The organism is Streptomyces sp. NPDC096205, assembly GCF_044763135.1.
GTDB lineage: Bacteria > Actinomycetota > Actinomycetes > Streptomycetales > Streptomycetaceae > Streptomyces.
Map to the genome: position 1 here is coordinate 1 of NZ_JBIWFS010000004.1, position 24,419 is coordinate 24,419.

The following is a 24,419-nucleotide window of genomic DNA, read 5'->3' on the forward strand; positions in this document are numbered from 1 at the left end:
CCGGCGATGATGCACACCCTCGCCCAGATCGGGTTCCAGCAGTCGTACACGTACTTCACCTGGCGCAACACCAAGCAGGAACTCACGGAGTACCTGACCGAGCTGACCGGCGAGGCCGCGAGCTACATGCGGCCCAACTTCTTCGCCAACACCCCCGACATCCTGCACGGCTACCTCCAGCACGGCGGCCGCCCCGCCTTCGAGGTCCGTGCCGTCCTCGCCGCCACCCTCTCCCCGACCTGGGGCATCTACTCCGGCTACGAACTGTGCGAGAACACCCCGGTGCGCGAGGGCAGCGAGGAGTACCTCGACTCGGAGAAGTACCAGCTGCGCCCCCGCGACTGGGACACCCCCGACACCATCGCCCCCCTCATCACCCGCCTCAACGAGATCCGCAGGGACAACCCGGCCCTGCGGCAACTGCGGAACCTGCGATTCCACGCCACGGACAACGACGCCGTCATCGCGTACAGCAAGCGTTCTGACTCCAATACGGTGATCGTGGTGGCCAACCTGGACCCGCACCACACCCAGGAAGCCACCGTTTCGTTGAACATGGCGCATCTTGGTCTGGACCGGCACGCATCCCTCTCTGCGCGCGATGAACTGACCGGTGAGACCTATCACTGGGGCAGCTCCAATTACGTGCGCCTGGAGCCCGGCCGGTCACCGGCTCATGTGCTCCACGTCCGGCCGTCGACACCGCACCACGGAGGGTCCACCGCGTCATGACCGTGAACTCGCCTGTCCATGACACCTTCGAGGACACCCCCGCCAAGGACCGGGATCCTGACTGGTTCAAGCGCGCGGTCTTCTACGAGGTCCTGGTGCGTTCCTTCCAGGACAGCAACGGCGACGGCGTGGGAGACCTGAAGGGTCTGACCGCCAAGCTCGACTATCTGCAGTGGCTCGGCGTCGACTGCCTGTGGCTGCCCCCCTTCTTCCAGTCCCCTCTCCGCGACGGCGGCTACGACGTCTCCGACTACACCGCCGTACTCCCGGAGTTCGGCGACCTCGCCGACTTCGTGGAGTTCGTCGACGCCGCCCACCAGCGCGGCATGCGGGTCATCATCGACTTCGTCATGAACCACACCAGCGACCAGCACCCGTGGTTCCAGGAGTCACGCAAGGACCCCGACGGGCCCTACGGCGACTACTACATGTGGGCCGACGACGACAAGCAGTACCAGGACGCCCGCATCATCTTCGTCGACACCGAGGTCTCCAACTGGACCTTCGATCCCGTGCGGGAGCAGTACTTCTTCCACCGGTTCTTCTCCCACCAGCCGGACCTCAACTACGAGAACCCGGCCGTCCAGGAGGAGATCCTCGCCGCCCTCCGCTTCTGGCTGGATCTCGGCATCGACGGCTTCCGGCTCGACGCCGTGCCCTATCTGTACGCCGAGGACGGCACCAACTGCGAAAACCTTCCGGCAACGCACGAGTTCCTCAAGCGGGTCCGGCGCGAGATCGACGCGATGTACCCGGACACGGTGCTGCTCGCGGAGGCCAACCAGTGGCCCGAGGACGTCGTCGACTACTTCGGCGACTACCGGGGCGGCGGCGACGAGTGCCACATGGCGTTCCACTTCCCCGTCATGCCGCGCATCTTCATGGCCGTACGCCGCGAGTCCCGCTACCCGGTCTCCGAGATCCTCGCCAAGACCCCGGCGATCCCCTCGGGCTGCCAGTGGGGCATCTTCCTGCGCAACCACGACGAGCTCACGCTCGAAATGGTCACCGACGAAGAGCGCGACTACATGTACGCGGAGTACGCCAAGGACCCGCGCATGCGCGCCAACATCGGTATCCGGCGGCGGCTGGCCCCGCTGCTGGACAACGACCGGCACACGATCGAGCTGTTCACCGCGCTGCTGCTGTCGCTCCCCGGCTCGCCGATCCTGTACTACGGCGACGAGATCGGCATGGGCGACAACATCTGGCTCGGCGACCGGGACGCCGTACGCACACCGATGCAGTGGACCCCGGACCGCAACGCGGGCTTCTCCACCTGCGACCCGGGGCGGCTGTCCCTGCCGATCATCATGGACCCGGTCTACGGCCATCAGGTGACCAACGTCGAGGCGTCGATGGCGTCGCCGTCGTCGCTGCTGCACTGGACCCGCCGGATGATCGAGATCCGTAAGCAGAACCCCGCCTTCGGGCTGGGCAGCTTCACCGAGCTGCAGTCGTCGAACCCGGCCGTGCTGGCCTTCCTGCGCGAGTACGAGGACGACCTGGTGCTGTGCGTGAGCAACTTCGCGCGGTTCGCCCAGCCGACCGAGCTGGACCTGCGCGAGTTCGCCGGCCGCCATCCGGTGGAGCTGTTCGGCGGGGTGCGGTTCCCGGCGATCGGCGAACTGCCGTATCTGCTGACGCTCGGGGGCCACGGCTTCTACTGGTTCCGGCTCACCCGAGTCGCTTCCCGCATCGGCCGGCGACTGTGAGCGTGCTCCGAGGAAAGGACGCGACGCCATGCCGAAGACCGCATCCCTGCACCGGGACAGTACCGGCCCCCTCCGGCCCATGGCCTCGCTGGACGGCCTGCTGCGCGAGTGGCTCCCGCGGCAGCGCTGGTTCGCGGGCAAGGACCGGCCGGTCACCGAACTGCGGCTGCTGTCGCTGACCGAGCTGTTCCCGGGCTGTCTGCATCTGCTGGTGCACGCCGGGCACGCGCCGAGCCCGTCCGGGCACGCGGGCGTGCCCGCGCCGGGCGCCGCGACCCCGCCCGGTGACTGCTACCAGCTGATCCTCGGTGTGCAGGAGCATCTGTCGCCCCGCCTCGGCCGGGCACTGGTGGGCCGTGCGCAGGAGGGCCCGCTGGCCGGGATGGCGGTCTACGACGCGCTGCGCGACCCCCGGTCGGCCCAGCTGCTCCTGGAGCGGCTGCGCCGGCCCGGCGGCCTGGGTCCGCTGCGCTTCGAGACGGACCCGACGGTGACCGTGCCCTCCGGGCTGCCGCCGCGGCTGATGGACGCCGAGCAGTCCAACACGTCGCTGGTGTACGGCGACGCGTACATCCTCAAGGTCTTCCGGCGCATCCAGCCGGGCGTCAATCCCGACCTCGAGGTGACGAGCGCGCTAGCCGGCCAGGGATGCCGCCGGGTGCCCGCGCCGGTGGCGTGGTTCCGTACGACGCAGCCGCACGGGGCGACGCTGGGTGTGCTCCAGCCGTTCCTGCCGAACGCGGCCGACGGCTGGACCCTCGCCCTGCACGCGCTGTCCACCGGTGAGGACTTCACCTCCGAGGCGTACGCGCTCGGGCGGGCCACGGCGGACGTCCATGTAGCGCTGGCCAAGGCCTTCCCCGGCGGCCCGCCCGCCGAGAACGGACGTACGGCGGCGGCGATGGTGGAGCGGCTGGACGCGGCCGCGCACAGCGTGCCGGGGCTGCGGCCGTATCTGCCGGGCCTGCGGGGGGCGTTCGGCATGCTCGTCACGTGCGACGCGGGGCCCGCCGCCCAGCGCATCCACGGTGACCTGCACCTCGGGCAGGTGCTGCGGGCGGGGCGGGAGTGGTTCGTCATCGACTTCGAGGGCGAGCCGTCGCGTCCGCTGGCCGAGCGGTGCATCCCGGAGTCCCCGGTGCGGGACATCGCCGGGATGCTGCGTTCCTTCGACTACGCCGCCCGTCAGCGCCGCCCGTGGCGGCCGCAGTGGGCGCGTCGCTGCCGCGAGGCGTACTGCGCGGGCTATGCCGAGCGGGCCGGCTGGGACCCGCGCAAGAAGCACGCGCTGCTGCGTGCGTACGAGACCGACCGTGCCGTGTACGAAGTGGTGTACGAGGCCCGGCATCGTCCGGACTGGCTCGCCGTCCCGATGGCGGCGATCGAACGTCTGGCCGTGAGAGGAGACTGAGAGCCGTGGCCCTGCGTGACACGTCGCTGCCCGAGCCGTCCGGCCCGCCGAAAAAAGCGGGCCGGGCCGCGCCGGCCCTGGATCCGGATGACCGTGCGCGGCTGCTGTCGGGCGCCCATCACGATCCGCATGCACTGCTCGGCGCCCACCCGGTGCCGGGTGGGATCGCCTTCCGGGCGCTGCGGCCGTTCGCCCGTGCCGTGAGTGTGGTGACGGGCGGCCGACGGCATCCGCTGCTGTCCGAGGGCGACGGTCTGTTCTCGGCCGTCCTGCCGCTGAAGTCGATCCCCGACTACACCCTGCTGGTGGCGTACGGGGACGACGACCCCGGGCAGGAGGTGCACGACCCGTACCGCTTCCTGCCCGCGCTCGGCGAGCTGGATCTGCATCTGATCCGCGAGGGCCGGCACGAGGAGCTGTGGAAGGCGCTGGGCGCCGAGCCGATGACGCACCAGGGCGTGACCGGAACCCGCTTCACGGTGTGGGCGCCCAACGCCCAGGGCGTGCGGCTGGCCGCCGACTTCACCTACTGGGACGGAACCGCGTTCCCGATGCGCTCGCTGGGCGCCTGTGGGGTGTGGGAGCTGTTCCTGCCGGGCGTCGGCGAGGGCACCCGCTACAAGTTCGAGATCACCTCACGGTACGGCCATCGCTTCCTCAAGGCCGACCCGATGGCCCGCCGCGCGGAGGCCGCGCCGGACACGGCGTCGATCGTCCACGCCTCGGCCTACCAGTGGGGCGACGCCGAGTGGCTGGCGCACCGGGGCGACAGGCCCGTGCACGAGGCTGCGTTCTCGGTGTACGAGGTGCATCTGCCCTCCTGGCGCCCTGGACTGACGTATCGTCAGCTCGCCGAGGAGCTGCCCGCGTACGTCAAGGATCTCGGCTTCACGCATGTGGAGTTCATGCCGGTCGCCCATCACCCCTTCAGTGGCTCGTGGGGCTATCAGGTCACCGGTTTCTACGCCCCGACGGCCCGGCTGGGCTCTCCTGACGACCTCAAGTTCCTGATCGACTCGCTGCACCGGGCGGGCATCGGCGTGATCATGGACTGGGTGCCGGCGCACTTCCCGAAGGACGACTGGGCGCTGGCCCGCTTCGACGGGGAGCCGCTGTACGAGCCCGGGGACGCGCGGCGCGCCGAGCACCCCGACTGGGGGACGTACGAGTTCGACTTCGGCCGCGTGGAGGTGCGCAACTTCCTGGTGGCGAACGCCGTGTACTGGTGCGAGGAGTTCCACATCGACGGCCTGCGCGTCGACGCGGTCGCCTCGATGCTCTACCTGGACTACTCGCGCGAGGACGGCCAGTGGGCGCCGAACGTGTTCGGCGGGAACGAGGACCTGGACGCGAAGGCGTTCCTGCAGGAGATGAACGCGACGCTGTACCGGCGGGTGCCCGGGGTGGTGACCATCGCCGAGGAGTCGACCGCCTGGACGGGGGTGACGCGGCCGACGGACGGCGGCGGGCTCGGGTTCGGGCTGAAGTGGAACATGGGCTGGATGCACGACTCGCTGGAGTACATCCAGCACGAGCCGGTGCACCGCAAGTACCACCACAACGAGATGACCTTCTCGATGGTGTACGCCTACAGCGAGAACTACGTCCTGCCGATCTCCCACGACGAGGTCGTCCACGGCAAGCAGGCCCTCGTGTCCAAGATGCCGGGCGACTGGTGGCAGCAGCGCGCCAACCACCGCGCCTACCTGGGGTTCATGTGGGCCCACCCGGGCAAGCAACTGCTCTTCATGGGCCAGGAGTTCGCTCAGGGCGCGGAGTGGTCCGAGCCGGAGGGCCCGCACTGGTGGCTGCTGGACCCGGGCTACTCGGCCGAGCCGGACCATCGCGGCGTACGTGATCTGGTCCGTGATCTCAATGCCGCGTACCGGTCGACGCCGGCGCTGTGGGAGCGGGACACGGACCCGGCCGGGTTCCGGTGGTCGGTGGGGGACGCGGGTGACGACAACGTCTTCGCGTTCCTGCGCTTCGACGCGTCGGGCGACCCGCTGCTGGCGGTGAGCAACTTCTCCCCCGTCGTCCGGCACGACTACCCGCTGTGGGTCCCGGACGACGTGGCCGTCTGGCAGGAGGTCCTCAACACCGACGACCTGCGCTACGGCGGCTCCGGGGTCACCCAGCCGGACCCGGTGAAGCCCGAGGACGGGTGGCTCAGGGTCACGCTGCCGCCGCTCGCGACGGTGTGGCTGCGGCCGTACACGGTGTGAAGGGCCTCCGACGGGGCAGTCGGGTGTCTATCACCGGACGCGGGGAGGCTGTGACCGTTGCGCACCGTCGGAGTGGAGGAGGAGCTCCTCCTTGTGGATCCCGAGAACGGGGACCCGCGGGCGATGTCGGCCGCGGTGCTGGCACGCGCCGCGGCGGACGTCACCGGCGAGCAGGTCTTCGAGAAGGAACTGCACGACCAGATGGTGGAGTTCGCCACCCACCCGCAGGAGGACATGGCCGACCTGCGGGAGGAGATCGTCCGCTGCCGCAAGGAGGCCGCCGGGTACGCCGGCGGGCTGGGCTGCGCGGTGGCCGCGCTCGCCACGTCCCCGCTGCCGCTGAGCCCGAGCGTCGGGCTGAACCACCGCTACCGGTGGATGGCGGAGCAGTACGACATCACCTCGCGGCAGCTGGTGTGCGGTTGCCATGTCCATGTTTGTGTGGAGTCCGACGAGGAGGGCGTCGCGGTCGCCGACCGGGTGCGGCCGTGGCTGTCGGTGCTGTCGGCACTGAGCGCCAACTCGCCGTTCTGGCAGGGCCGGGACACCGGGTACAGCAGCTACCGCAGCCGGGTGTGGCAGCAGTGGCCGTCGGCCGGTCCGACGGAGGTGTTCGGGTCGGCCGAGGAGTACCACCGCAGGGTGGCCGACATGGTGGCGACGGGGGTCATCCTCGACGAGGCGATGGTGTACTTCGACGCGCGCCTCTCGGAGCGCTATCCGACGGTGGAGATCCGGGTCGCCGACGTGTGTCTGCACGCGGACTCGGCCGTGCTCGTCGCGATGCTGGCCCGGGGGCTGGTCGAGACGGCGGCCCGCGAATGGCGGGAGGGTGTGCCGCCGGCGGAGCTGAGCGTGAGCCTGGTGCGGCTGGCGAACTGGCGGGCCGCGCGTTTCGGGCTCACGGACCTGCTGCTGCACCCGGCGACCCTGCGGCCGGCCCCGGCGGCGAAGGTCGTCGGGGCGCTGCTGGAGCATGTCGGCGAGGCGCTCGCGGACAGCGGGGATCTGGCACACGCCCGTGAGGCGTGCGAACGGCTGCTGCGGGAAGGCAACGGGGCGCAGGTGCAGCGGGACCTGCTGGAGCGGACCGGCAGCCTGCGCGAGGTGGTCACCGGGTGTGTGCGCCGGACCCAGGAGTGAGGCCCGGCGCGTCTCGTCACAGCAGCAGCGCCAGGGCGTAGGCCAGGAAGAACGCCGCGATGAGCACGACCACCACCAGGATGATGGCCAGGGGCGCCTTGCCCCAGCCCTTGGTGGGGTTGTGCGTCTCGCGGGGTCCTGCCTCGGGCAGGCTGCTCTCGGCGGGCGGGGTCTCGCCCGGGGGGACGCCGCCGCCCGGTTCCAGGCCGGTGCTGCGCTCGGGTTCGGGATCGGGGCTGATGTGGGTCATGTGCCCCGAGTCCCCCGCCCGCGCCGAGATCATCAGCGCCGAACCGTTATTCCGTTCCCGGCCCGGTCAGCCCGCTCCTGGGCTAGATTCGACCACCGTCGATAACAGTGCTCGTCGGCGCCGTCACAGCCCGTACCGACCAGGAGCAGCGCATGCGCGACCTCGCTCTCGCTCCGCACTTCCGCACGCTGCGGCCCGGAGGGCTCGCCGACAGCGTCTTCGAGGCGGCCGCCCACAGTCCCACCCTGCCACTGCTGGCCCGCCGCACCGCCGGGCCCGCCGGGGGGTGGGAAGAGGTGAGCGCGGTCGAGGTGAGGGACCAGGTGGTCGACCTCGCCAAGGGGCTCATCGCCTCGGGGATCACGCCGGGCAGCCGGGTGGCCGTGATGGCGCGGACCCGCTACGAGTGGACGGTGTTCGCCCATGCCCTGTGGGCGGTGGGCGCCGAGGTGGTGCCGTTGCATCCGTCGTCGTCGCGGGACCAGGTGGAGTGCATTCTGCGGGACTCCGGGTGTGTGGCGGTCGTGGTCGAGGACGAGCCCGCGGTGATGACCGTCGGCTCGGTGTGCACGACGCTGCCCCGGCTGCGGCATGTGTGGCAGCTGGACGCAGGGGGGCTGGAGCGACTGGTGGAGCGGGGCGCGTTCCTCCCGGCCACCACGGTCGACTCGCTGCGCCGGATCGTGCTGCCCGACGCCACCGCCGTCGTCGCCTACACCTCCGGCAGCTCCGGGCGGCCGACCGGGTGCGCGCTGAGCCACCGGGCGCTGGCGAGCCCCTGCGACACGATCCTGGAGGGCTGGGGCCACACCGCGGCGCCGCCGGGACAGCAGCCGAGGATCCTCGCCTTTCTGCCGCTGTCGCATGTGTACGGCCTGATGATCCAGGAGATCTGCCTGCGCGGCGGGGTGGTCATGGGCCATGAGCCCGACCTGAGCGAGGCGTCCCTGACCGCGGCGCTGCGCTCCTTCCGGCCGACCTACTTCTACGGCGTCCCCTCCCTGTTCGAGAAGCTGTACAAGACGTTCCTGCGCACGGCCCAGCAGGCGGGCCACGGCGCCCTGTTCGAGCGCGCGGCCGAGACGGCACGGGCCTTCGCGGCGGCCACCGAGCGCCACCGGCTGGGCCGCGGGGCGGGCCCCGGCCCCAACCTCCGGCTCCAGCACGCCCTGTACGAGCGGACGGTGTACCGGCGGCTGCGCCAGGCGCTCGGCGGGCGGGTGCGGCGCGCCACGTCGGGCGGCTCGCCGCTCAGCCGCGAACTGTCCCTGTTCTACGAGGGCATCGGCATCTACGTCCATGACGGCTACGGCCTCACCGAGACGGGCGGCGGCATCACGATGCAGCCGCTGGGCCGGGAGAAGTCGGGCACCGTCGGACGGCCGCTGCCCGGCACCGAGATCAGGGTGGCCCCGGACGGGGAGATCCTGGTGCGCGGCCCGTCGGTGTTCCAGGGCTATGTCGGCGACGGGGCCGCCACCCGGGCCGCGCTGCGGGGCGGCTGGCTGGCCACCGGTGACCTCGGACGACTGGACGCCGAGGGCTATCTGACGATCACCGGCCGCAAGAAGGACGTCATCATCACCAACGGCGGCACCAGCGTGGCCCCGGCGCTGCTGGAGCAGCGGCTGCGGCTGCATCCGCTGGTGCACCAGGCGGTCGTCGTGGGCGACAACCGGCCCTGTGTCGGGGCGCTGATCACCCTGGACCCCGAGTTCCTGGCGCACTGGCGCTCGGCGCAGCGCTGGCAGAACGGCGCCCTCAGCCGGGAGGCCCGGGAGGAGAACGCGCTGCAGGACGAGATCGGGCGGGCGGTGGCCGCGGCCAACAGCGCGGTGTCGCGCGAGGAGTCCATCCGGGTGTTCCGGGTGCTGCCGGAGCCCTTCGACGTGGCCGGCGGGCTGCTGACGCCGTCGATGAAACCGCGCCGGGACGCGATCGTGCAGCGCTACGCCCTGGAGATCGACGCCATGTACCAGGCGCGCACTCCCCTGCCGCGCGTCCCCGCTCCGGACGACCCGCTGTCCTGGGACGAGGGGGACGACGTGTTCCGCTGAGGCCCTGCCGAGGGCCTTCAGACCGCCGGGAGGGTGACCTCGCGCGCCCTGCCCAGGCCGAGGCGCCCGGCCAGGCGGGTCAGGGCCCGGGACATTCTCGACGGCATCGAGTCCGGCTCCGGGATGGTCACCGGTCGCTGCCGGCCGTTCTGGATCGCGGCGATCCGCCAGCCCTCGGACGTACGGACGCAGACGATGATCTGGCGCGACAGCCGTCGCCTGGGCAGCTCGCTGCGCCAGGGCATCAGCACCGAGCCGTTGCCGACGACCACGGCGACGGAGTCGCTGACGAACCGCAGCGACTCGATCTCGCCGACCATGGCCGAGCCCGCGATCACGCCGCGGAACAGCTTGTCGTGGTTCTCGCGCAGCCGGGCCGCACCGGCCGCCCAACTGCCGTCGTAGGAGACGTAGTCGGCGTCGTCGGTGAACAGCCGTCCGAAGCCGGCGGAGTCCGCCGCCGTCCAGGTCCGGCAGTACTCGGCGAACAGCTCGCGGATCTGGGCTTCCTGGATGTCCATGCCAAATCCCCCGTCCTCTCGATGCCTGCTATTATTTCGTTCGGCCGAACTAAATATAAGGAGGCAGCATGGGGGCGTCAAGGGAGGAACTCCTCGCCGGACTCCAGGAGGCGGGGCGCGTGCACAGCAACGCGGCCGTCATGTACCACGCGGCGATCAGTGCCCGGATGGAGCTCAGCCCGGTGGAGGAGAAGACGCTCGACCTGCTCCAGCGCTCGGGCGCGCTGAGCGCCGGGGAGCTCGGTGAACTGACCGGCCTCGCACCGGCCTCCGTGACCGGGCTGATCGACCGGCTGGAGCGCAAGGGCTTCGCCCGCCGGGTGAGGGACCCGCAGGACGGCAGACGGGTCAACGTGGAGGCCGACCCGCAGGCGGAGGCCCGGTTCGCGCCGCTGTTCGCGCCGTTCGCCGCCGAACTGGCGGGCCTGTACGCCGAGTACTCGGACGCGGAGCTCGCCGTCGTGCTCGACTTCCTCCGCCGCTCGGCCCGGATCCAGCGGGAGGCCACCCGCGCGCTCACCGGGCAGGAGTGACGGACGGGCCGCGCCGGAAACCCGTAGGCATGAATGATCGACTCGTGGAAAGTCCGTACGAGATCCCGTTGATCGGGTACGCGGACGCCCCATGCGTTGCATGCTGGTGCCCCGCGGATTCGCCAGCCTGCCTCACTCGGCTGGCGAGCCCGCTCGGGACACGGTGGGATCAGTGAGGTGCGAGGCAGCGATCCAGGGGCAGGCGCATGGCGTCAGCGGAAAAGACCGCCTGGAAGCGCGGAAAGGGATGGACACCGTGACACGACCCAGGATCCTGGTGGTGGGCGCAGGCTTCGCCGGCGTGGAGTGCGTACGGCGACTGGAGCGCAGGCTCGCCCCGAACGAAGCGGACGTCACCCTGGTGACGCCGTTCGCCTACCAGCTCTATCTGCCGCTGCTGCCCCAGGTCGCCTCCGGCGTGCTGACGCCGCAGTCGATCGCCCTGTCGCTGCGCCGCAGCAAGAAGTACCGCACCCGGATCATCCCCGGCGGCGCGATCGGCGTGGACCTGAAGGCCAAGGTGTGCGTGATCCGCACGATCACCGACGAGGTCGTGAACGAGCCGTACGACTACATCGTGCTGGCCCCCGGCAGCGTCACCCGCACCTTCGACATCCCCGGGCTCACCGACCACGCCTTCGGCCTGAAGACCCTCGCCGAGGCCGCGTACATCCGGGACCACGTCATCTCCCAGCTGGACCTCGCCGACGCCAGCCAGGACCCCGCCGAGCGGGCCTCGCGGCTGCAGTTCGTGGTGGTCGGCGGTGGTTACGCCGGTACGGAGACGGCCGCGTGCCTGCAGAAGCTGACGCACGCCGCGGTGAAGCGCTACCCGCGCCTGGACCCGAGCCTGATCAAGTGGCATCTGATCGACATCGCGCCGAAGCTGATGCCCGAGCTGGGCGACAAGCTCGGCCGCAGCGCCATGGAGGTCCTCCAGCGGCGCGGCATCGAGGTGTCCCTCGGCGTCTCCATCGACAAAGCCGGCGCGGAGGAGGTCACCTTCACCGACGGCCGGGTGGTGCCGACCCGCACGCTGATCTGGACCGCGGGCGTGGTGGCCAGCCCGCTCATCGCCACCCTCGGCGCGGAGACGGTGCGCGGGCGCCTCGCGGTGAACGCCGAGATGACCCTGCCGGGCCACGACGGCGTCTTCGCGCTCGGTGACGCGGCCGCGGTGCCGGACGTGGCCAAGGGCGAGGAGGGCGCGGTCTGCCCGCCGACCGCGCAGCACGCGATGCGGCAGGGCCGCAAGGTCGCCGAGAACGTCATCGCGACCCTGCGCGGCGAGCCGCTCCAGCCGTACGTCCACAAGGACCTGGGCCTCGTGGTCGATCTCGGCGGCAAGGACGCCGTGTCCAAGCCGCTCGGCATCGAGCTGCGCGGACTGCCCGCCCAGGCGGTGGCCCGCGGCTACCACTGGGGCGCGCTGCGCACCAATGTCGCCAAGACCCGGGTGCTGACCAACTGGATGCTCAACGCGGTCGCGGGCGACGATTTCGTCCGCACCGGCTTCCAGGCCCGCAAGCCGGCCAAGCTGAAGGACTTCGAGTACACCGACTCGTACCTGACTCCGGACGAGGTGCGGGCGCATGTGGAAAGCGGGGAAGACGTCCGCGGACAGGGCTGAGAAACCTGCCCGAGCCGGGTACCCGCTCGGTATGACCGATGTCGTGGACGCTGACGAACTGCTGCGGCGGATGCAGCGGAGCAGGGCCTGTGCGACGCAGGAGCTGCGCACCTGGCGGGCGCGTGGTGAGGAGCTGCGCTCCCATGACCCGGGTGCGGCGCGCGAGGCGGAGATGCGCGGGCTGGCGTACGAGGTGGTGCTGCGGGTCCTGGACGAGATCCTGAAACCGGGCAGCCATGCGATGGACGCACCGAGCGTGCAGAGCGGGGCCGGCGGGAGCCCTTGACCGGTCCGGCGGGGTGCCCTGCCGAACCGGGACCGGGGCAGTGGCCGGGGCCGGGGGCCGGGGCAGTGGCCGGGTCCGGAACAGGGTCCAGGCCGGGGCAGGGTCCAGGCCGGGGCAGTGGCCGGGTCCGGAACAGGGTCCAGGTCCGGAGCAGGGTCCAGGCCGGGGCAGTGGCCAGGACCGGCGCCAGGGTCCGGGCCGGGGCAGGGTCCGGGCAGGGTCCGGGACCGGGGCCAGGGCCAGGGGCCGGGACCGGGGCCAGGACCAGGGGCCGGGACCGGGGCCAGGACCAGGGCCGGGCCAGGACCAGGGCCGGGCCAGGACCAGGGCCGGGCCAGGGCCAGGGCCAGAGACCGGCTGATTGTCTTCGGCGCCTCCGGGAACCCGCCGCGCATGACAGCCGATCACACACGCGCACCGGTCCTGGAGGCCCTGGCCGACTACCACCGTTCGGGCAGGCTGGCGTTCGCACCGCCCGGGCACAAACAGGCGCGCGGGGCGGACCCCGCTGTGCGGGCGGTGCTCGGGGACGCGGTGTTCCTCGGGGACGTCCTGGCGTCGGGCGGGCTGGACGACCGGCTCACGCGGGGCCGGGTGCTCGAGCGGGCCGAGGAGCTGATGGCCGATGCCGTGCACGCGGACCACACGTTCTTCACCACCTGCGGCAGCTCCCTGTCGGTCAAGGCGGCCATGCTCGCCGTGGCGGGGCCGCACGAGCCGCTGCTGATCGGGCGGGACGCGCACAAGTCGGTGGTGTCGGGGCTGATCCTTTCCGGTATCGAGCCGGTGTGGGTGGAGCCCCGCTGGGACGCCGAGCGGCATCTGGCGCACCCGCCGTCCGCCGAGCAGTTCGAGAAGGCCCTGGAGCGCCGGCCGGACGCGAAGGGCGCACTGGTGACGAGCCCGACGCCGTACGGCGCGTGCGCGGATCTGCGCGCGATCGCCGAGGCGTGCCATCGGCGCCGGGTGCCGTTGATCGTGGACGAGGCATGGGGCGCGCATCTGCCCTTCCACCCGGATCTGCCGTCCTGGGCGATGGACGCGGGCGCGGACATCTGCGTGACCAGCATCCACAAGATGGGCTCCGGCCTGGAGCAGGGCTCGGTGTTCCATCTGCGCGGCGATCTGGTGCCCCCCGAGCTGCTGAAGATGCGTGCCGATCTGCTCGGCACGACCAGCCCGTCGGTGCTGATCTACGCCGGCATGGACGGCTGGCGCCGTCAGATGATGCTGCGCGGCCGGGAGTTGATGGGCGGTGCGCTGGAGCTGGCGGCGCGGGTGCGGGAGGCCGTTGAGGACATCGACGGGCTGCGCATGGAGGGCCGGGAGGAGTACCGCGGGCCCGGTCTGGCCGACGACGTCGATCCGCTGCCGGGCGTGATCGACGTGTCGGGTATCGGCATCACCGGCTACCAGGCGGCCGACTGGCTGCGTGAGCACCGTGAGATCGAGGCGCATCTGACCGACCACCGCCGTATCGGCGCGCAGATCACGCACGCCGACGACGAGGCGACGACCGGCGAGCTGGTCATGGCGCTCAAGGATCTCGCACGGGCGGCTCCCGGGCTGCCCGCGGCGCCGGACGTCGAGGTGCCGGAGCCGGCCAGGCTGCGGCTGGCGCAGGCGTGTCTGCCGCGGGACGCGTTCTTCGGCCCGGCCGAGCAGGTGCCGGTGAAGGAGGCGGCCGGCCGGGTCGCGGCGGAGATGATCACGCCGTATCCGCCGGGGATTCCGGCCGTGCTGCCGGGCGAGCGGCTGACCGAGCCGGTGCTGCGGTATCTGCGCTCCGGCCTCGCTGCGGGCATGAACCTGCCCGACGCGGCCGATCCCAGCCTGGAGCACATCCGCGTCACGAAGTGAAATCCGTCACTCCACCCGGTTTCCAGAGGGTTACGCGCTCGTGAATGGTTTATCGTTCACTCATAAGTGGTCACGGAATCGACGACCGAGTCCTCCGAACCGCTCCATGATCTGCCCTGGCTGGTTTCCCCCGTCCGGCCAGGGCTTTTTTCTGCCCTGACGCGGAAACCCGTTCCGTCGAGGTGCTCTTCCGGCCGACCGCGGCTGAAATGGGCGTAGGGAAAACACCGGAACGTCTCCCGGCAGGAGCCCCGCGCCATGACCAAAGCGACGAAACTGCTCACCGCCCTTCCCCCGCCGCAGCGCGAGCGGCTGATGGCGCTCGCCCGGGAGGTGTCCTTCGCCGAGGACACCCGCATCTTCGAGGCGGGCGGCACGGCCGACCGGTTCTGGGTCATCCGCTCCGGCGCGGTCTCCCTCGACCAGCGGGTGACGTCGCTCCAGCGCGTGACCGTCGCCAGCCTGGGCGCCGGCGACCTGCTCGGCTGGTCCTGGCTCTTCCCGCCGTACCAGTGGGACTTCGGTGCGGAGGCCTTCAGTCCCGTGCGGGCCTACGAGTTCGAGGCGCAGCCCGTGCTCGAACTGTGCGAGGAGGACCCGCAGCTCGGGCTGACCCTGGTGCGGATCGTCTCCGAAATCCTCGCGCACCGGCTGGAGTCCACCCGGAACAAGCTGATGGAGCAGTACTCGATGCACCGCCGGGGCGTCGTCTGAGTCAATTGCCTACGATCAGCAGCACGCCCAGGGTGATCATCGTGGCGGCGACCAGACCGTCCAGCACCCGCCACGCGCCCGGCCGGGCCAGATGCCTGCTGAGCAGCCGGGCGCCGAAGCCGAGCGCGGCGAACCAGCACAGACTGGCCAGCGCGGCACCGAGCCCGAACGTCCAGCGCAGCGGGCCCCGGTCGGCGGCGATGGAGCCGAGCAGGAAGACGGTGTCGAGGTAGACGTGCGGGTTCAGCCACGTCATCGCCAGGCAGGTGAGCACCGCGCGCCGCAGTGACCCCGTGGTCTCTCCCTCGCTGCTCAGCGCGCCCTGCGGCCGCAGCACCCGGCGTGCGGCGAGGACGCCGTACGCGATCAGGAACGCCCCGCCGATCCAGCCGACCGCGGTCAGCGCGCCCGGCCACGCCACCACCACCGCGCCGACCCCGGCCACACCCAGCGTGATCAGCAACGCGTCCGACAGGGCGCAGATGCCGACGACGGCGAGGACGGCGTGCCGGCGGATGCCCTGGCGCAGGACGAAGGCGTTCTGGGCGCCGATGGCGACGATAAGGGAGAGGCCGGTGCCGAAACCCGCGGCGGCGGCGGACAGTGCGTTGCTCATGGCGTCGACGTTAAAGAAGCGATCACTGCGCGTACAGCTAAAGATTCTTACGTATCTTTAGCGTTCATGAAGACGGATGCCGGGTTGCCGGAACTGCCCCTCGACCAGGTGCGCACCCTGCTCGCGGTGGTGGACGAGGGCACCTTCGACGCGGCCGCGGCCGCGCTGCATGTCACGCCGTCCGCGGTGAGCCAGCGGGTGAAGGCGCTGGAGCAGCGCACCGGCCGGGTGCTGCTGCTGCGCACCAAGCCGGTACGCCCCACGGAGTCGGGCGAGGTCGTGGTGCGGTTCGCCCGCCAGCTGGCCCGGCTGGAGCGGGACGCGCGTGCCGAGCTGGGCATGCGCGGGGCCGGGGAGGCGACCCGGGTGTCGGTGGCGGTCAACGCCGACTCGCTGGCGACCTGGTTCCTGCCGGCCCTGGTCCGCGTACGGCAGGAACCCCGGCTCTTCTTCGAGCTGCACCGCGAGGACGAGGACCACACGGCGGCGCTGCTGCGCGAGGGACGCGTGATGGCCGCGGTGACGTCCTCTCCCGACCCGGTGCCGGGCTGCTCGGTGCGCCCGCTGGGCCGGATGCGCTATCTGGCCGCCGCGCACCCGGACTTCGCCGCCCGCCATCTGGCCGGCCCGCTCACGCAGGTGCTCCCGCACGCCCCGGTCGTGGTCTTCGACCGGCGCGACGACTTCCAGGACGGCTTCGTCCACCGCCTGGTGGGCATGCCCGCGAGCACGGACCGCCACTACGTCCCCACCTCGGAGGGCTTCGCCGAGGCCGTCGCCGCGGGCCTCGGCTGGGGCATGGTCCCCGAGTCCCAGGCCCGTCCCCTGCTCGACGCGGGCCGCCTGGTCCAACTCGCCCCGGACCGGCCGGTGGACGTGCCGCTGTACTGGCAGCAGTGGAAACTCGACTCGCCCGCGCTGGCCGTGCTGGCGGGGGCGGTGGTGGAGGAGGCGGCGCGGGCCCTGCACCAGGGGCCGGTCAGGGGGGCGTGACCTCGGGGGGGTCGCACTCGAACCACACCACCTTGCCGGTGCCAGCCGGGCGGCTGCCCCACCGCTGCGAGAGCCTCTCGACCAGGTACAGCCCCATGCCCCCCTTCTTCAGGCGCGGCGGCTCCCGGACGTCGTCGCCGATCTCGCAGCGCAGCACGTCCGTGTACACCAGCCGCAGAGTGATGCGGCCTGACGTGAAGATCACGGCGTTCGTGACGAGTTCGTTGACGAGCAGCAGCACCGGGTCGTCGATCGCCTCCAGTCCCCAGCGTTCCAGCGCGATGCGCACGAGGTGCCGGGCCCGGGCCGGCGAACGGGGGGTGGCGTCCAGCACCCACTGCTCGACACGGTCCGCCGCGGGGCCGGGGAACCGCGCGGCGAGCAGGGCCACGTCGTCGTCCCGGTCACCGGCCGGGAGCGTGCCGAGCGCCTCGTCGCACAGGGCGTCGAGGGACGAGAGCCCATCAGGGCCGGTGCCGCCGAGGGTCTCGCACAGAAGCTGGAGGCCGATCGACACGTCCCGCGTCCGGGACTCCACCAGACCGTCGGTGTACAGCACGAGCGTCGACCCGGCGGGCGCCTCCACCTCGACGGCCTCCGGAACTGCACTGCCCACGCCCAGCGGTGGACCCGTCGGCACGTCCAGGATCCCGGTTCTGCCGTCGGGCTCCACCAGGATCGGCGGGAGGTGCCCTGCGGCGGCGATCGACAGCCGCCGGATGGCAGGGTCCCAGACGGCGTAGAGGCAGGTCGCCAGGCGGTCGGGCTCGATGCGACGGGTCAGCGTGTCCAGATGCCGCAGCAGCTCCTGCGGCGCCGGGTCGCCGGCGGCCAGCGCGCGCACGGCCGTACGCAGATTGCCCATGGCCTTCACCGCTCCGATCGAACGGCCCATGACATCTCCGACGACCAGTCCCACGCGACCGTGCGGCAGCGGGATCGCGTCGTACCAGTCGCCCCCCACTTCGGCCGTGCCGGTCGCGGGCAGATAGCGTGCCGCCAGGTCCACTCCACTCGTCTGCGGAAGGCTCGGCGGCATCATGCCGCGCTGCAGCACGCGGGCTACCTCCCGGCGGTGCAGGGTCGTCACCTGGACGCCGAGCGCGGTGTGCGCGGCCAGTCGAGCGGCGGTCGACAGCTCGTCGGTACGGAACGGCGCCCGGGACTTCCCCCGTAGGAAGACTGCGAGGCCCAAAACATGGCGTTCGGTGTAGAGCGGTGCCAGGAGGGCCCGGCTGCCGCCGACCGTCGGCCGCCCGGGGCCGAGAAGGTCGCCGAGTGCCTGGGCGCCGCTCTGTGAGTCCGCGAACAGGGGCTCCGGCGTGGTCATCGCCCAGGTCAGGGCGCTGTGGGGGAGCGCCGCGGTGAACGCCGGGAAGTCGTCGCTCGGAGGGAACAGGCTCAGCACCCTGGCGGCCAGCAGGTCTCCGTCGGTCGGCAGCGGGTCATGCACACACAGCACCACATCGTCCGCGAACGCCGGAACAGCCGCTTCGTACAGGGCACGCGCGATCCCCTCGACGTCGTCGTCCCCTGCGAGCCGTGCCGTCGCCGACTCGACGGCCCGCACCATCTCCGCCACATCCGAGTCGCCACCCCCCACCCCGAGCGCCCGCAGCGCGTCCCTGGCCGCCTCGCCGAACGGCCTGGCCTCGGCGGGCAGCAGCCGCAGGGCGTCGGGGTCGTGGAGGACCGCCGGTACACCGGAGGTGTCGACGTGTTTCTCCAGCAGGGCGCACAGGCGCCAGGCCTGGTGCTGGGGCAGGAGGCGTCTGAGGTGCTCCTCCGCGCCTTCGCGGAAGGTGATCACGAAAGTGCCGTCGTCCTGGGGATGCAGAGTCACCAGGTCGCTCGTGATCAGCTCGGCGAGGTCGGCGACCGTGGCCTCGGGGACGAGCTCCTGGCGGATGAGCTGGAGCACGGGGAGGCCTGCGCAGGTCGTCGGCGCCGAGCGGGCCGGGGCCGGGGCGGTCGCCGCCTGCGCGCCGGGCGTTGTGCGCCAGCCAGAGGCCCTCCGCGGCCAAGTGGTCGCCGTCGTGCTCCAGGCTGACCACGTCCTGGCCGTGGACGAGCAGCCGCAGCGCCTCCTTGACGGCCGCGACCCCCGCCCGCTCCCCCGCTCCGGGCAGACCCTGGCGCAGTACGTCGACGAGACGCCGGCTGAAGACGAGGTCGTACGCCTGCTGGTCCGCACCGGAGGCCATGAGCAGGGACACCCGGGTGCACCCGCCGCGCACGCCTGCCACCAGGAACTTGACGTCGGGCACGGCTCGCGCGGCATGGCAGGTGTCGACCAGCGCGATCACCCCGTCGACGCCGGGCTGTTCGGCGGCCAGGACGACGAGATGTCCGACGTTCACGGCCGTGCCCACGACGTCGGGCCGGGCGTCGCTGCCCATCAGGTACAGCTCGGAGCGGCCGCCGGCCATTCCGTGCCCGAGGAACGCCAGGACCAGGGTCGCGCCCCTCTCGCCCGCCCGTTCGGCGGCGGCCCGTACCGCGGCCTCGATACGGGCCCTGGTCGCGTCCGCCCCGTACAGCAGGACGGCTCCGTCGGCGCCGGCGGGGGCGCACCCGCCGAGGTCGTCCCGCAAGAGGGTCTCGGCCAAGGCATGGGCGGCACCCTCCAGTTCGGCCAGCCGGCCGAGCGCGGCGTTCTGGGGTGCCACGACCAGCAGCAGCCGGGGCGCGCTCACGCGGAGGCCCTCTCGAGCAGAGGGCGCAGGGCGATGATGTCGTCCCGGTCCCAGGCGTTGAGCCACCTCTCGACACGGTCGGGGGTGGCCGGCGGGCGGGGCAGGACGACCGTGCGCATGCCGATCGGGGAGCAGGCCTGGCGGGAGTGGCCTGCGCGGCGGGCGCCGAAGGGCAGGGCCGCGAGCCATGAGGCCCGTTCGGCGTCGGGGTCGCGCGGGGCGCCGGTCCCGTGCACGAAAACCAAGGCAGGTCCCACGCCCCGGCCCTCCTCCCCCGCCCCGTACCGCCGTACCCCTGCACCCGCAACTCCCCCGCGCGCAAGGGAAGTCGAGGGCCTGCCGCGGCCTGGAGGAAGGCCGACACCAGCAAGCCGGGGCACCTTCGTGGGCCGGGCCGCCGAAGCCCGCCGACGTCAGGCGCGTCGGGCGGGCGGCCGGACACGTCGCCGAGGCTCGGCCGGCCGCCGTGGACCCGCGCTCCGTTCAGCCGAACTGGCCCGGCGTGTAGTCGCCCGCGGGCACCTGGATCATCACGTTCATCCGGTTGAAGGCGTTGATGATCGCGATCAGGGAGACGAGGGCGGCGAGCTGGTCCTCGTCGTAGTGCTTGGCGGCGTTCGCCCAGACGTCGTCGGGGATGCCGCCGGCCGCGTCGGCGATGCGGGTGCCCTGCTCGGCCAGCTCCAGGGCGGCGCGCTCGGCCTCGGTGAAGACGGTGGCCTCCCGCCAGGCGGCGACCAGGGCGAGACGGACCGGGTCCTCACCGGCGGCAGCGGCGTCCTTGACGTGCATGTCGAGGCAGAAGCCGCAGCCGTTGATCTGGCTGGCGCGGATCTTCATCAGCTCCTGCGTGGAGACGGGCAGGCCCGAGTCGTGGAGCGCCTTGTTCGCCGCGACCAGGTGCTTGACGACGTTCATGGCGACCTTGCTGGCACGGGCGTCGATACGGGGTTCCATCGGGATGTGCTCCTTCAGCGTTGTTCGTCGGCTACACCCCTAGGACGAGACGACCCCGTCGCCCTGTGACATCGGTGAGTGTGACCTGGGTCTCGTTCCGGCCGATCCGGCGCAGCCGCCCGAAATTCCGGTTTCGCCCACCGCGGACAGGTCACCCGAGGGCGAGTAAATGCATTCGGGAGGGCTTGGAGGAGTGCGGTGACACCGATGGACCACTGGCGAGAGCGTGCCGAGTGCCGCCACCACGACCCCGACCTCTTTTTCCCCATAGGCACCTCGGGGCCTGCGCTGTTGCAGACGGAACAGGCCAAAGGCGTGTGCGCGCGCTGCCCCGTGCGGGAGGCCTGTCTGGAGTTCGCGCTGGACACGGCGCAGGGAATGGGAGTGTGGGGCGGAACCAGTGAGAGCGAGCGGCGGCTTCTGCTGCGGCGCCGTCGCGCAGGTCAGCGGCGGGAGGCGTGAGGGACACCCGGTCGGCCGAGCGAGCCGGAACGGGCGCGGGCGGGCCGGGTTACGCTCCGGACAGCAGCCGTCGGCCGAGGAGGGTCCTGCGTGAGCGTGCGCGTACGCCGAATCTACGAGCCCCCGGAGCCGGACGACGGCGTGCGCGTCCTGGTCGACCGGCTCTGGCCGCGGGGTGTCTCGAAGGACGCGGCCCGGGTGGACGAGTGGCCGAAGGGCCTCACCCCGTCCACCGAGCTGCGCCGCTGGTACCACGCCGGCGAGGGGTCGTACGAGGAGTTCGCGCGCCGCTACGAGGCGGAGCTGGCCACGCCTGAGGCGGCCGAACTCCTGGACGGCGTAAGGGAGTCGGCAAAGCGGGGCCCGGTGACGCTGCTGACGGCGTCGAAGGAGCCGGAGCACAGCCATGCGGCGGTGCTGGTCCGGCTCCTCGAACAGGGCTGAAGCCGCGCGGCTGCCCTCTCGAAAAAGGGGCTGAAGCCACGCGGCCTTCTTCTCGAAAGGCGCTGACCCCCGTTCAGCCCGTCTGCCGCCCCGCTCAGCCCGTCTGCCCCGCCGCCGCCCGGCCCGCCGAGCGGCCCGAGAAGAGGCAGCCGCCGAGGAACGTACCCTCCAGGGCGTTGTAGCCGTGGACGCCTCCGCCACCGAAGCCGGCGACCTCTCCGGCGGCGTACAGGCCCTCGACGGGCTGTCCGTCGAGGCCGAGGGCGCGGGAGTCGAGGTCGGTCTGGATGCCGCCGAGGGTCTTGCGGGTGAGGATGTGCAGCTTGACGCCGATCAGCGGCCCGGCCTCGGGGTCGAGGATGCGGTGCGGGGTGGCGACGCGGCCGAGGCGGTCGCCGATGTAGCGGCGGGCGTTGTGGATGCCCTGGATCTGCGCGTCCTTGCTGTAGGGGCCCGCGAGCTGGAGGTCACGGGCCTCGATCTGGCGGCGCAGGGCGCCCGCGTCCAACAGCGCCTTCTCCGTCAGGGCGTTCATCTTCTCGACGAGCTGTTCCAGGGTGTCGGCGACCACGAAGTCGGCGCCGTGGCGCACGAAGTCCTGCACCGGGGCCGGGGCGCCCTTGCCGAGGAGACGGGCGCGCAGCACGGCCCGCTTGTCCTTGGCGGTGATGTCCGGGTTCTGCTCGGAGCCGGAGAGCGCGAACTCCTTCTCGATGATCTTCCGGGTGAGGATGAACCAGGAGTGGTCGTATCCGGCGATGTCCTCGGTGGTGCGCAGGTGCCTGAGCGTGCCGAGGGTGTCGTAGCCAGGCAGGCAGGGGTCGGGCAGACGGCGGCCGACGGCGTCGAACCACAGGGAGGACGGGCCGGGCAGGATGCGGATGCCGTGGCCGGGCCAGATGGGGTCCCAGTTCTGCAGGCCCTCGGTGTAGTGCCACATGCGGTCGCGGTTGACCAGGCGGACGCCTGCGTCGGCGCTGATGTCGAGCATGCGGCCGTCGACGTAGGCGGGGACGCCGGTGACCATCTCGGCGGGCGGGGTGCCGAGCCGCTCGGGCCAGTAGCGGCGGACGACGTCGTGGTTGGCGCCGATGCCGCCGGAGGTGACGATCACGGCCTGGGCGGTCAGTTCGAACTCGCCCACGGTCTCCCGGTTGGAGGCGACGCCGCGCGGTGAGTCGTCGGGGGCGAGGAGCGTGCCGCGCACCCCGCGCGCGGTGCCGTCCTCGATCACCAGCTCGTCGACGCGGTGGCGGTGATGGAAGGTGAGCAGCCCGTCGCGCGCGGCCTGTTCGGCGTACGCGACGAACGGCTCGACCACGCCCGTGCCGGTGCCCCAGGCGATGTGGAAGCGGGGCACGGAGTTGCCGTGTCCGTCGGCGCGCAGGTCGCCGCGCTCGGCCCAGCCGACGGTCGGCAGCAGCTTGATGCCGTGCCCGTCGAGCCAGGAGCGCTTCTCTCCGGCCGCCCATTCGACGTAGGCGCGTGCCCAGCGCACGGCCCAGGAGTCCTCGTCGTCGATGCGGTCGAACTGGGCGCTGCCCTGCCAGTCGTTCCAGGCGAGGTCGAAGGAGTCCTTGATCTTCAGGCGCCGCTGTTCCGGGGAGTCGACGAGGAAGAGCCCGCCGAGGGACCAGTAGGCCTGTCCGCCGAGGTTGGCGGGGTTCTCCTGGTCGACCAGGGCGACCCGGCGTCCCCGGCTGGTGAGTTCGTGCGCCGCGACCAGTCCGGCGAGGCCGGCTCCGACGACGATGACGTCCGCGTCCATGGGCGAGCGTTCCCTTCCCTGAAGTGGGCCCTCAGTGGGCTGTGCCGCTGCCGTCGGTCAGCAGCGCGGTGAGCAGTTGCCTGAGCCAGGCGCGGGCGCCGTCGGCGTCCTTGTCCAGCAGCAGTTGGACGGTGACGCCGTCGTACGCGGCGACCACCGCGTGGGCCGCGGAGTCCACGTCTGCGAGGACGGCGGGCAGTTCGGTGTGGCCGCGCGCGCGGAAGAGCCGGTCGGCGATGGTCCGGCGCAGCCCGGCCCGGTGTTCCAGCAGGGTCTCGGCGACGGCCGGGTCACGGGCGGCGTGCACCAGGAAGTCCGTCTTGACCAGCAGCCAGTCCACGTCGAGCAGCAGCACCTCGGTGACGCGGTCCACCGACTGGGCGACGTCCAGGTCCGGCCCGTCGAGCGCCAGGGCTCCGGCGACCTGCTCGGCGATGAGCTCGGCGCGCTGCCGGTAGAGGGCGAAGAACAGCTCGTCCAGGCTGGAGAAGTTCGAGTAGAAGGCGCCCCGGGTGTAGCCGGCGGCCTCGCAGACCTCCTCGATCGAGACTCGTCCGAAGCCTTTCGCCGCGAACACGGCGAACGCGGCGTCGAGCAGGTTCGCCCGCGTGTTCACCCGGCGTCTGGTCGTCCGTCCACCGGTCTTCGGCTCCGTCGCCATGGTCCGCCGCCCTTCGTTCGATACAGGAACGTATCCGATACACCGCTGTATCGAAAGACCCCGCCCTCATAGAACGCATATTCGAATCAGGGCGTACGCTGGATCCATGCACCTCCAGAGCTCCCTCTTCGACCAGACCGACCGGCTGGCCCTCGGCCCGCTCGACGGGCTGCGCCGGACGGTGCTCGGCTCGGGCGCCTGGATCGACGTCCTGCCCGGCTGGCTGACCGGCTCCGACGCGCTGTTCGAACAGCTGGTGGCCGAGGTCCCCTGGCGCGCCGAGCGCCGCCAGATGTACGACCATGTCGTGGACGTCCCGCGGCTGCTCGCCTACTACGGCGCGGGCGAGCCGCTCCCCCACCCGGTGCTGGCCGAGGCGCGCGAGGCGCTCACCGCGCACTACGCCGAGGAGCTCGGCGAGCCGTTCGCGACGGCCGGGCTGTGCTACTACCGCGACGGCCGGGACAGCGTGGCCTGGCACGGCGACCGCATCGGGCGCGGCGCGCGCGAGGACACGATGGTCGCGATCCTCTCCGTCGGGGCGCCCCGGGATCTGCTGCTGCGGCCCATGGGCGGCGGCAGGGCGGTGCGCCGGCCGCTCGGGCACGGCGACCTGATCGTCATGGGCGGCTCCTGCCAGCGGACCTGGGAGCACTGCATCCCGAAGAGCACGCGCGCGACGGGACCGCGGATCAGCATCCAGTTCCGGCCGCAGGGAGTGCGCTGAGGTGCCGTCGGCGGCGGT

24 protein-coding genes are annotated in these 24,419 nt (G+C 71.8%); 15 read left to right on the forward strand and 9 right to left on the reverse strand.

Annotated elements, in window-relative coordinates; genetic code table 11:
• The 5 genes from ACIQ6Y_RS16140 to ACIQ6Y_RS16160 form a co-directional block, all read left to right on the forward strand.
• On the forward strand, nt 1-732 hold a 732-nt coding region (locus ACIQ6Y_RS16140; RefSeq protein ID WP_404038420.1), incomplete at its 5' end, for a DUF3459 domain-containing protein.
• On the forward strand, nt 729-2,447 hold the full coding sequence (treS, locus tag ACIQ6Y_RS16145; protein ID WP_404038423.1) for a maltose alpha-D-glucosyltransferase: 1,719 nt from the start codon (nt 729-731) through the stop codon (nt 2,445-2,447). The genes ACIQ6Y_RS16140 and treS, both read left to right, overlap by 4 nt.
• Nucleotides 2,448-2,475: 28 nt before the next feature.
• The gene (locus tag ACIQ6Y_RS16150) at nt 2,476-3,858 is read left to right on the forward strand and encodes a maltokinase (RefSeq protein ID WP_404038425.1); all 1,383 of its coding nucleotides are present in this window, start codon (nt 2,476-2,478) and stop codon (nt 3,856-3,858) included.
• 5 nt (nt 3,859-3,863) lie between these two features.
• Nucleotides 3,864-6,083, forward strand: coding sequence for a 1,4-alpha-glucan branching enzyme (gene glgB / locus ACIQ6Y_RS16155; protein WP_404038427.1), 2,220 nt, complete (start codon nt 3,864-3,866; stop codon nt 6,081-6,083).
• A gap of 57 nt (nt 6,084-6,140) precedes the next feature.
• Nucleotides 6,141-7,226: a glutamate--cysteine ligase gene (locus tag ACIQ6Y_RS16160; protein WP_404038429.1), complete on the forward strand. Its 1,086-nt coding sequence runs from the start codon at nt 6,141-6,143 to the stop codon at nt 7,224-7,226.
• A 16-nt stretch (nt 7,227-7,242) separates the two neighbouring features.
• Here the strand turns inward: ACIQ6Y_RS16160 and ACIQ6Y_RS16165 are convergent, their stop codons facing one another.
• Entirely contained in the window at nt 7,243-7,476 is a 234-nt protein-coding gene (locus tag ACIQ6Y_RS16165; protein ID WP_404038431.1) for a DUF6480 family protein, read from the reverse strand.
• Between the two features lie 152 nt (nt 7,477-7,628).
• On the opposite strand from ACIQ6Y_RS16165, the gene ACIQ6Y_RS16170 reads away from it, so the two are divergent.
• Complete coding sequence (locus tag ACIQ6Y_RS16170) at nt 7,629-9,533, forward strand: AMP-dependent synthetase/ligase (RefSeq protein ID WP_404038433.1); 1,905 nt, start codon at nt 7,629-7,631, stop codon at nt 9,531-9,533.
• A gap of 17 nt (nt 9,534-9,550) precedes the next feature.
• Here ACIQ6Y_RS16170 and ACIQ6Y_RS16175 read toward each other — a convergent pair whose 3' ends face one another.
• Nucleotides 9,551-10,054, reverse strand: coding sequence for an SgcJ/EcaC family oxidoreductase (locus tag ACIQ6Y_RS16175; RefSeq protein WP_404038436.1), 504 nt, complete (start codon nt 10,052-10,054; stop codon nt 9,551-9,553).
• Between the two features lie 68 nt (nt 10,055-10,122).
• Between ACIQ6Y_RS16175 and ACIQ6Y_RS16180 the strand changes: the two genes are divergently transcribed.
• The 5 genes from ACIQ6Y_RS16180 (at nt 10,123) to ACIQ6Y_RS16200 (ending at nt 15,077) form a co-directional block, all read left to right on the forward strand.
• On the forward strand, nt 10,123-10,587 hold the full coding sequence (locus ACIQ6Y_RS16180; protein ID WP_404038439.1) for a MarR family winged helix-turn-helix transcriptional regulator: 465 nt from the start codon (nt 10,123-10,125) through the stop codon (nt 10,585-10,587).
• Between the two features lie 247 nt (nt 10,588-10,834).
• Nucleotides 10,835-12,217, forward strand: a complete 1,383-nt coding sequence (locus ACIQ6Y_RS16185) for an NAD(P)/FAD-dependent oxidoreductase (protein WP_404038442.1) — start codon at nt 10,835-10,837, stop codon at nt 12,215-12,217.
• Between the two features lie 31 nt (nt 12,218-12,248).
• Entirely contained in the window at nt 12,249-12,503 is a 255-nt protein-coding gene (locus tag ACIQ6Y_RS16190; protein ID WP_404038445.1) for a hypothetical protein, read from the forward strand.
• A gap of 393 nt (nt 12,504-12,896) precedes the next feature.
• Nucleotides 12,897-14,363 (forward strand): aminotransferase class I/II-fold pyridoxal phosphate-dependent enzyme, encoded by a 1,467-nt coding sequence (locus tag ACIQ6Y_RS16195; protein ID WP_404038447.1) that lies wholly within the window; start codon nt 12,897-12,899, stop codon nt 14,361-14,363.
• A 258-nt stretch (nt 14,364-14,621) separates the two neighbouring features.
• Nucleotides 14,622-15,077: a cyclic nucleotide-binding domain-containing protein gene (locus tag ACIQ6Y_RS16200; protein ID WP_404038449.1), complete on the forward strand. Its 456-nt coding sequence runs from the start codon at nt 14,622-14,624 to the stop codon at nt 15,075-15,077.
• A gap of 1 nt (nt 15,078) precedes the next feature.
• On the opposite strand, the gene ACIQ6Y_RS16205 is transcribed toward ACIQ6Y_RS16200, so the two are convergent.
• Nucleotides 15,079-15,693: a LysE/ArgO family amino acid transporter gene (locus ACIQ6Y_RS16205; RefSeq protein WP_404038451.1), complete on the reverse strand. Its 615-nt coding sequence runs from the start codon at nt 15,691-15,693 to the stop codon at nt 15,079-15,081.
• A 66-nt stretch (nt 15,694-15,759) separates the two neighbouring features.
• On the opposite strand from ACIQ6Y_RS16205, the gene ACIQ6Y_RS16210 reads away from it, so the two are divergent.
• On the forward strand, nt 15,760-16,686 hold the full coding sequence (locus tag ACIQ6Y_RS16210) for a LysR family transcriptional regulator ArgP (protein WP_404038454.1): 927 nt from the start codon (nt 15,760-15,762) through the stop codon (nt 16,684-16,686).
• On the opposite strand, the gene ACIQ6Y_RS16215 is transcribed toward ACIQ6Y_RS16210, so the two are convergent.
• The 4 genes from ACIQ6Y_RS16215 to ACIQ6Y_RS16230 all read right to left on the reverse strand — a co-directional run bounded on the left by ACIQ6Y_RS16215 (nt 16,673) and on the right by ACIQ6Y_RS16230 (nt 20,339).
• A complete protein-coding gene (locus ACIQ6Y_RS16215; protein WP_404040051.1) occupies nt 16,673-18,016 on the reverse strand; it encodes a SpoIIE family protein phosphatase in 1,344 nt (447 codons plus the stop codon). The two genes, ACIQ6Y_RS16210 and ACIQ6Y_RS16215, sit on opposite strands and share 14 nt — an antisense overlap.
• Nucleotides 18,017-18,131: 115 nt before the next feature.
• The gene (locus ACIQ6Y_RS16220; RefSeq protein WP_404040054.1) at nt 18,132-19,115 is read right to left on the reverse strand and encodes a hypothetical protein; all 984 of its coding nucleotides are present in this window, start codon (nt 19,113-19,115) and stop codon (nt 18,132-18,134) included.
• Nucleotides 19,116-19,378: 263 nt separating this feature from the next.
• Complete coding sequence (locus tag ACIQ6Y_RS16225; protein WP_404038457.1) at nt 19,379-19,639, reverse strand: hypothetical protein; 261 nt, start codon at nt 19,637-19,639, stop codon at nt 19,379-19,381.
• 226 nt (nt 19,640-19,865) lie between these two features.
• Complete coding sequence (locus tag ACIQ6Y_RS16230) at nt 19,866-20,339, reverse strand: carboxymuconolactone decarboxylase family protein (RefSeq protein WP_404038460.1); 474 nt, start codon at nt 20,337-20,339, stop codon at nt 19,866-19,868.
• A 207-nt stretch (nt 20,340-20,546) separates the two neighbouring features.
• Here ACIQ6Y_RS16230 and ACIQ6Y_RS16235 point away from each other — a divergent pair, with 207 nt between their 5' ends.
• Together ACIQ6Y_RS16235 and ACIQ6Y_RS16240 are read left to right on the forward strand one after the other, a co-directional pair.
• Entirely contained in the window at nt 20,547-20,801 is a 255-nt protein-coding gene (locus ACIQ6Y_RS16235) for a WhiB family transcriptional regulator (protein ID WP_404038463.1), read from the forward strand.
• Nucleotides 20,802-20,891: 90 nt separating this feature from the next.
• The gene (locus ACIQ6Y_RS16240; RefSeq protein ID WP_404038466.1) at nt 20,892-21,245 is read left to right on the forward strand and encodes a DUF488 domain-containing protein; all 354 of its coding nucleotides are present in this window, start codon (nt 20,892-20,894) and stop codon (nt 21,243-21,245) included.
• A 94-nt stretch (nt 21,246-21,339) separates the two neighbouring features.
• On the opposite strand, the gene ACIQ6Y_RS16245 is transcribed toward ACIQ6Y_RS16240, so the two are convergent.
• Nucleotides 21,340-23,013: an FAD-binding dehydrogenase gene (locus ACIQ6Y_RS16245; RefSeq protein ID WP_404038468.1), complete on the reverse strand. Its 1,674-nt coding sequence runs from the start codon at nt 23,011-23,013 to the stop codon at nt 21,340-21,342.
• A gap of 31 nt (nt 23,014-23,044) precedes the next feature.
• Nucleotides 23,045-23,674 (reverse strand): TetR/AcrR family transcriptional regulator, encoded by a 630-nt coding sequence (locus ACIQ6Y_RS16250; protein ID WP_404038471.1) that lies wholly within the window; start codon nt 23,672-23,674, stop codon nt 23,045-23,047.
• Nucleotides 23,675-23,780: 106 nt separating this feature from the next.
• On the opposite strand from ACIQ6Y_RS16250, the gene ACIQ6Y_RS16255 reads away from it, so the two are divergent.
• Nucleotides 23,781-24,401, forward strand: a complete 621-nt coding sequence (locus tag ACIQ6Y_RS16255) for an alpha-ketoglutarate-dependent dioxygenase AlkB (RefSeq protein WP_404038474.1) — start codon at nt 23,781-23,783, stop codon at nt 24,399-24,401.
• Nucleotides 24,402-24,419: the final 18 nt, after the last annotated feature.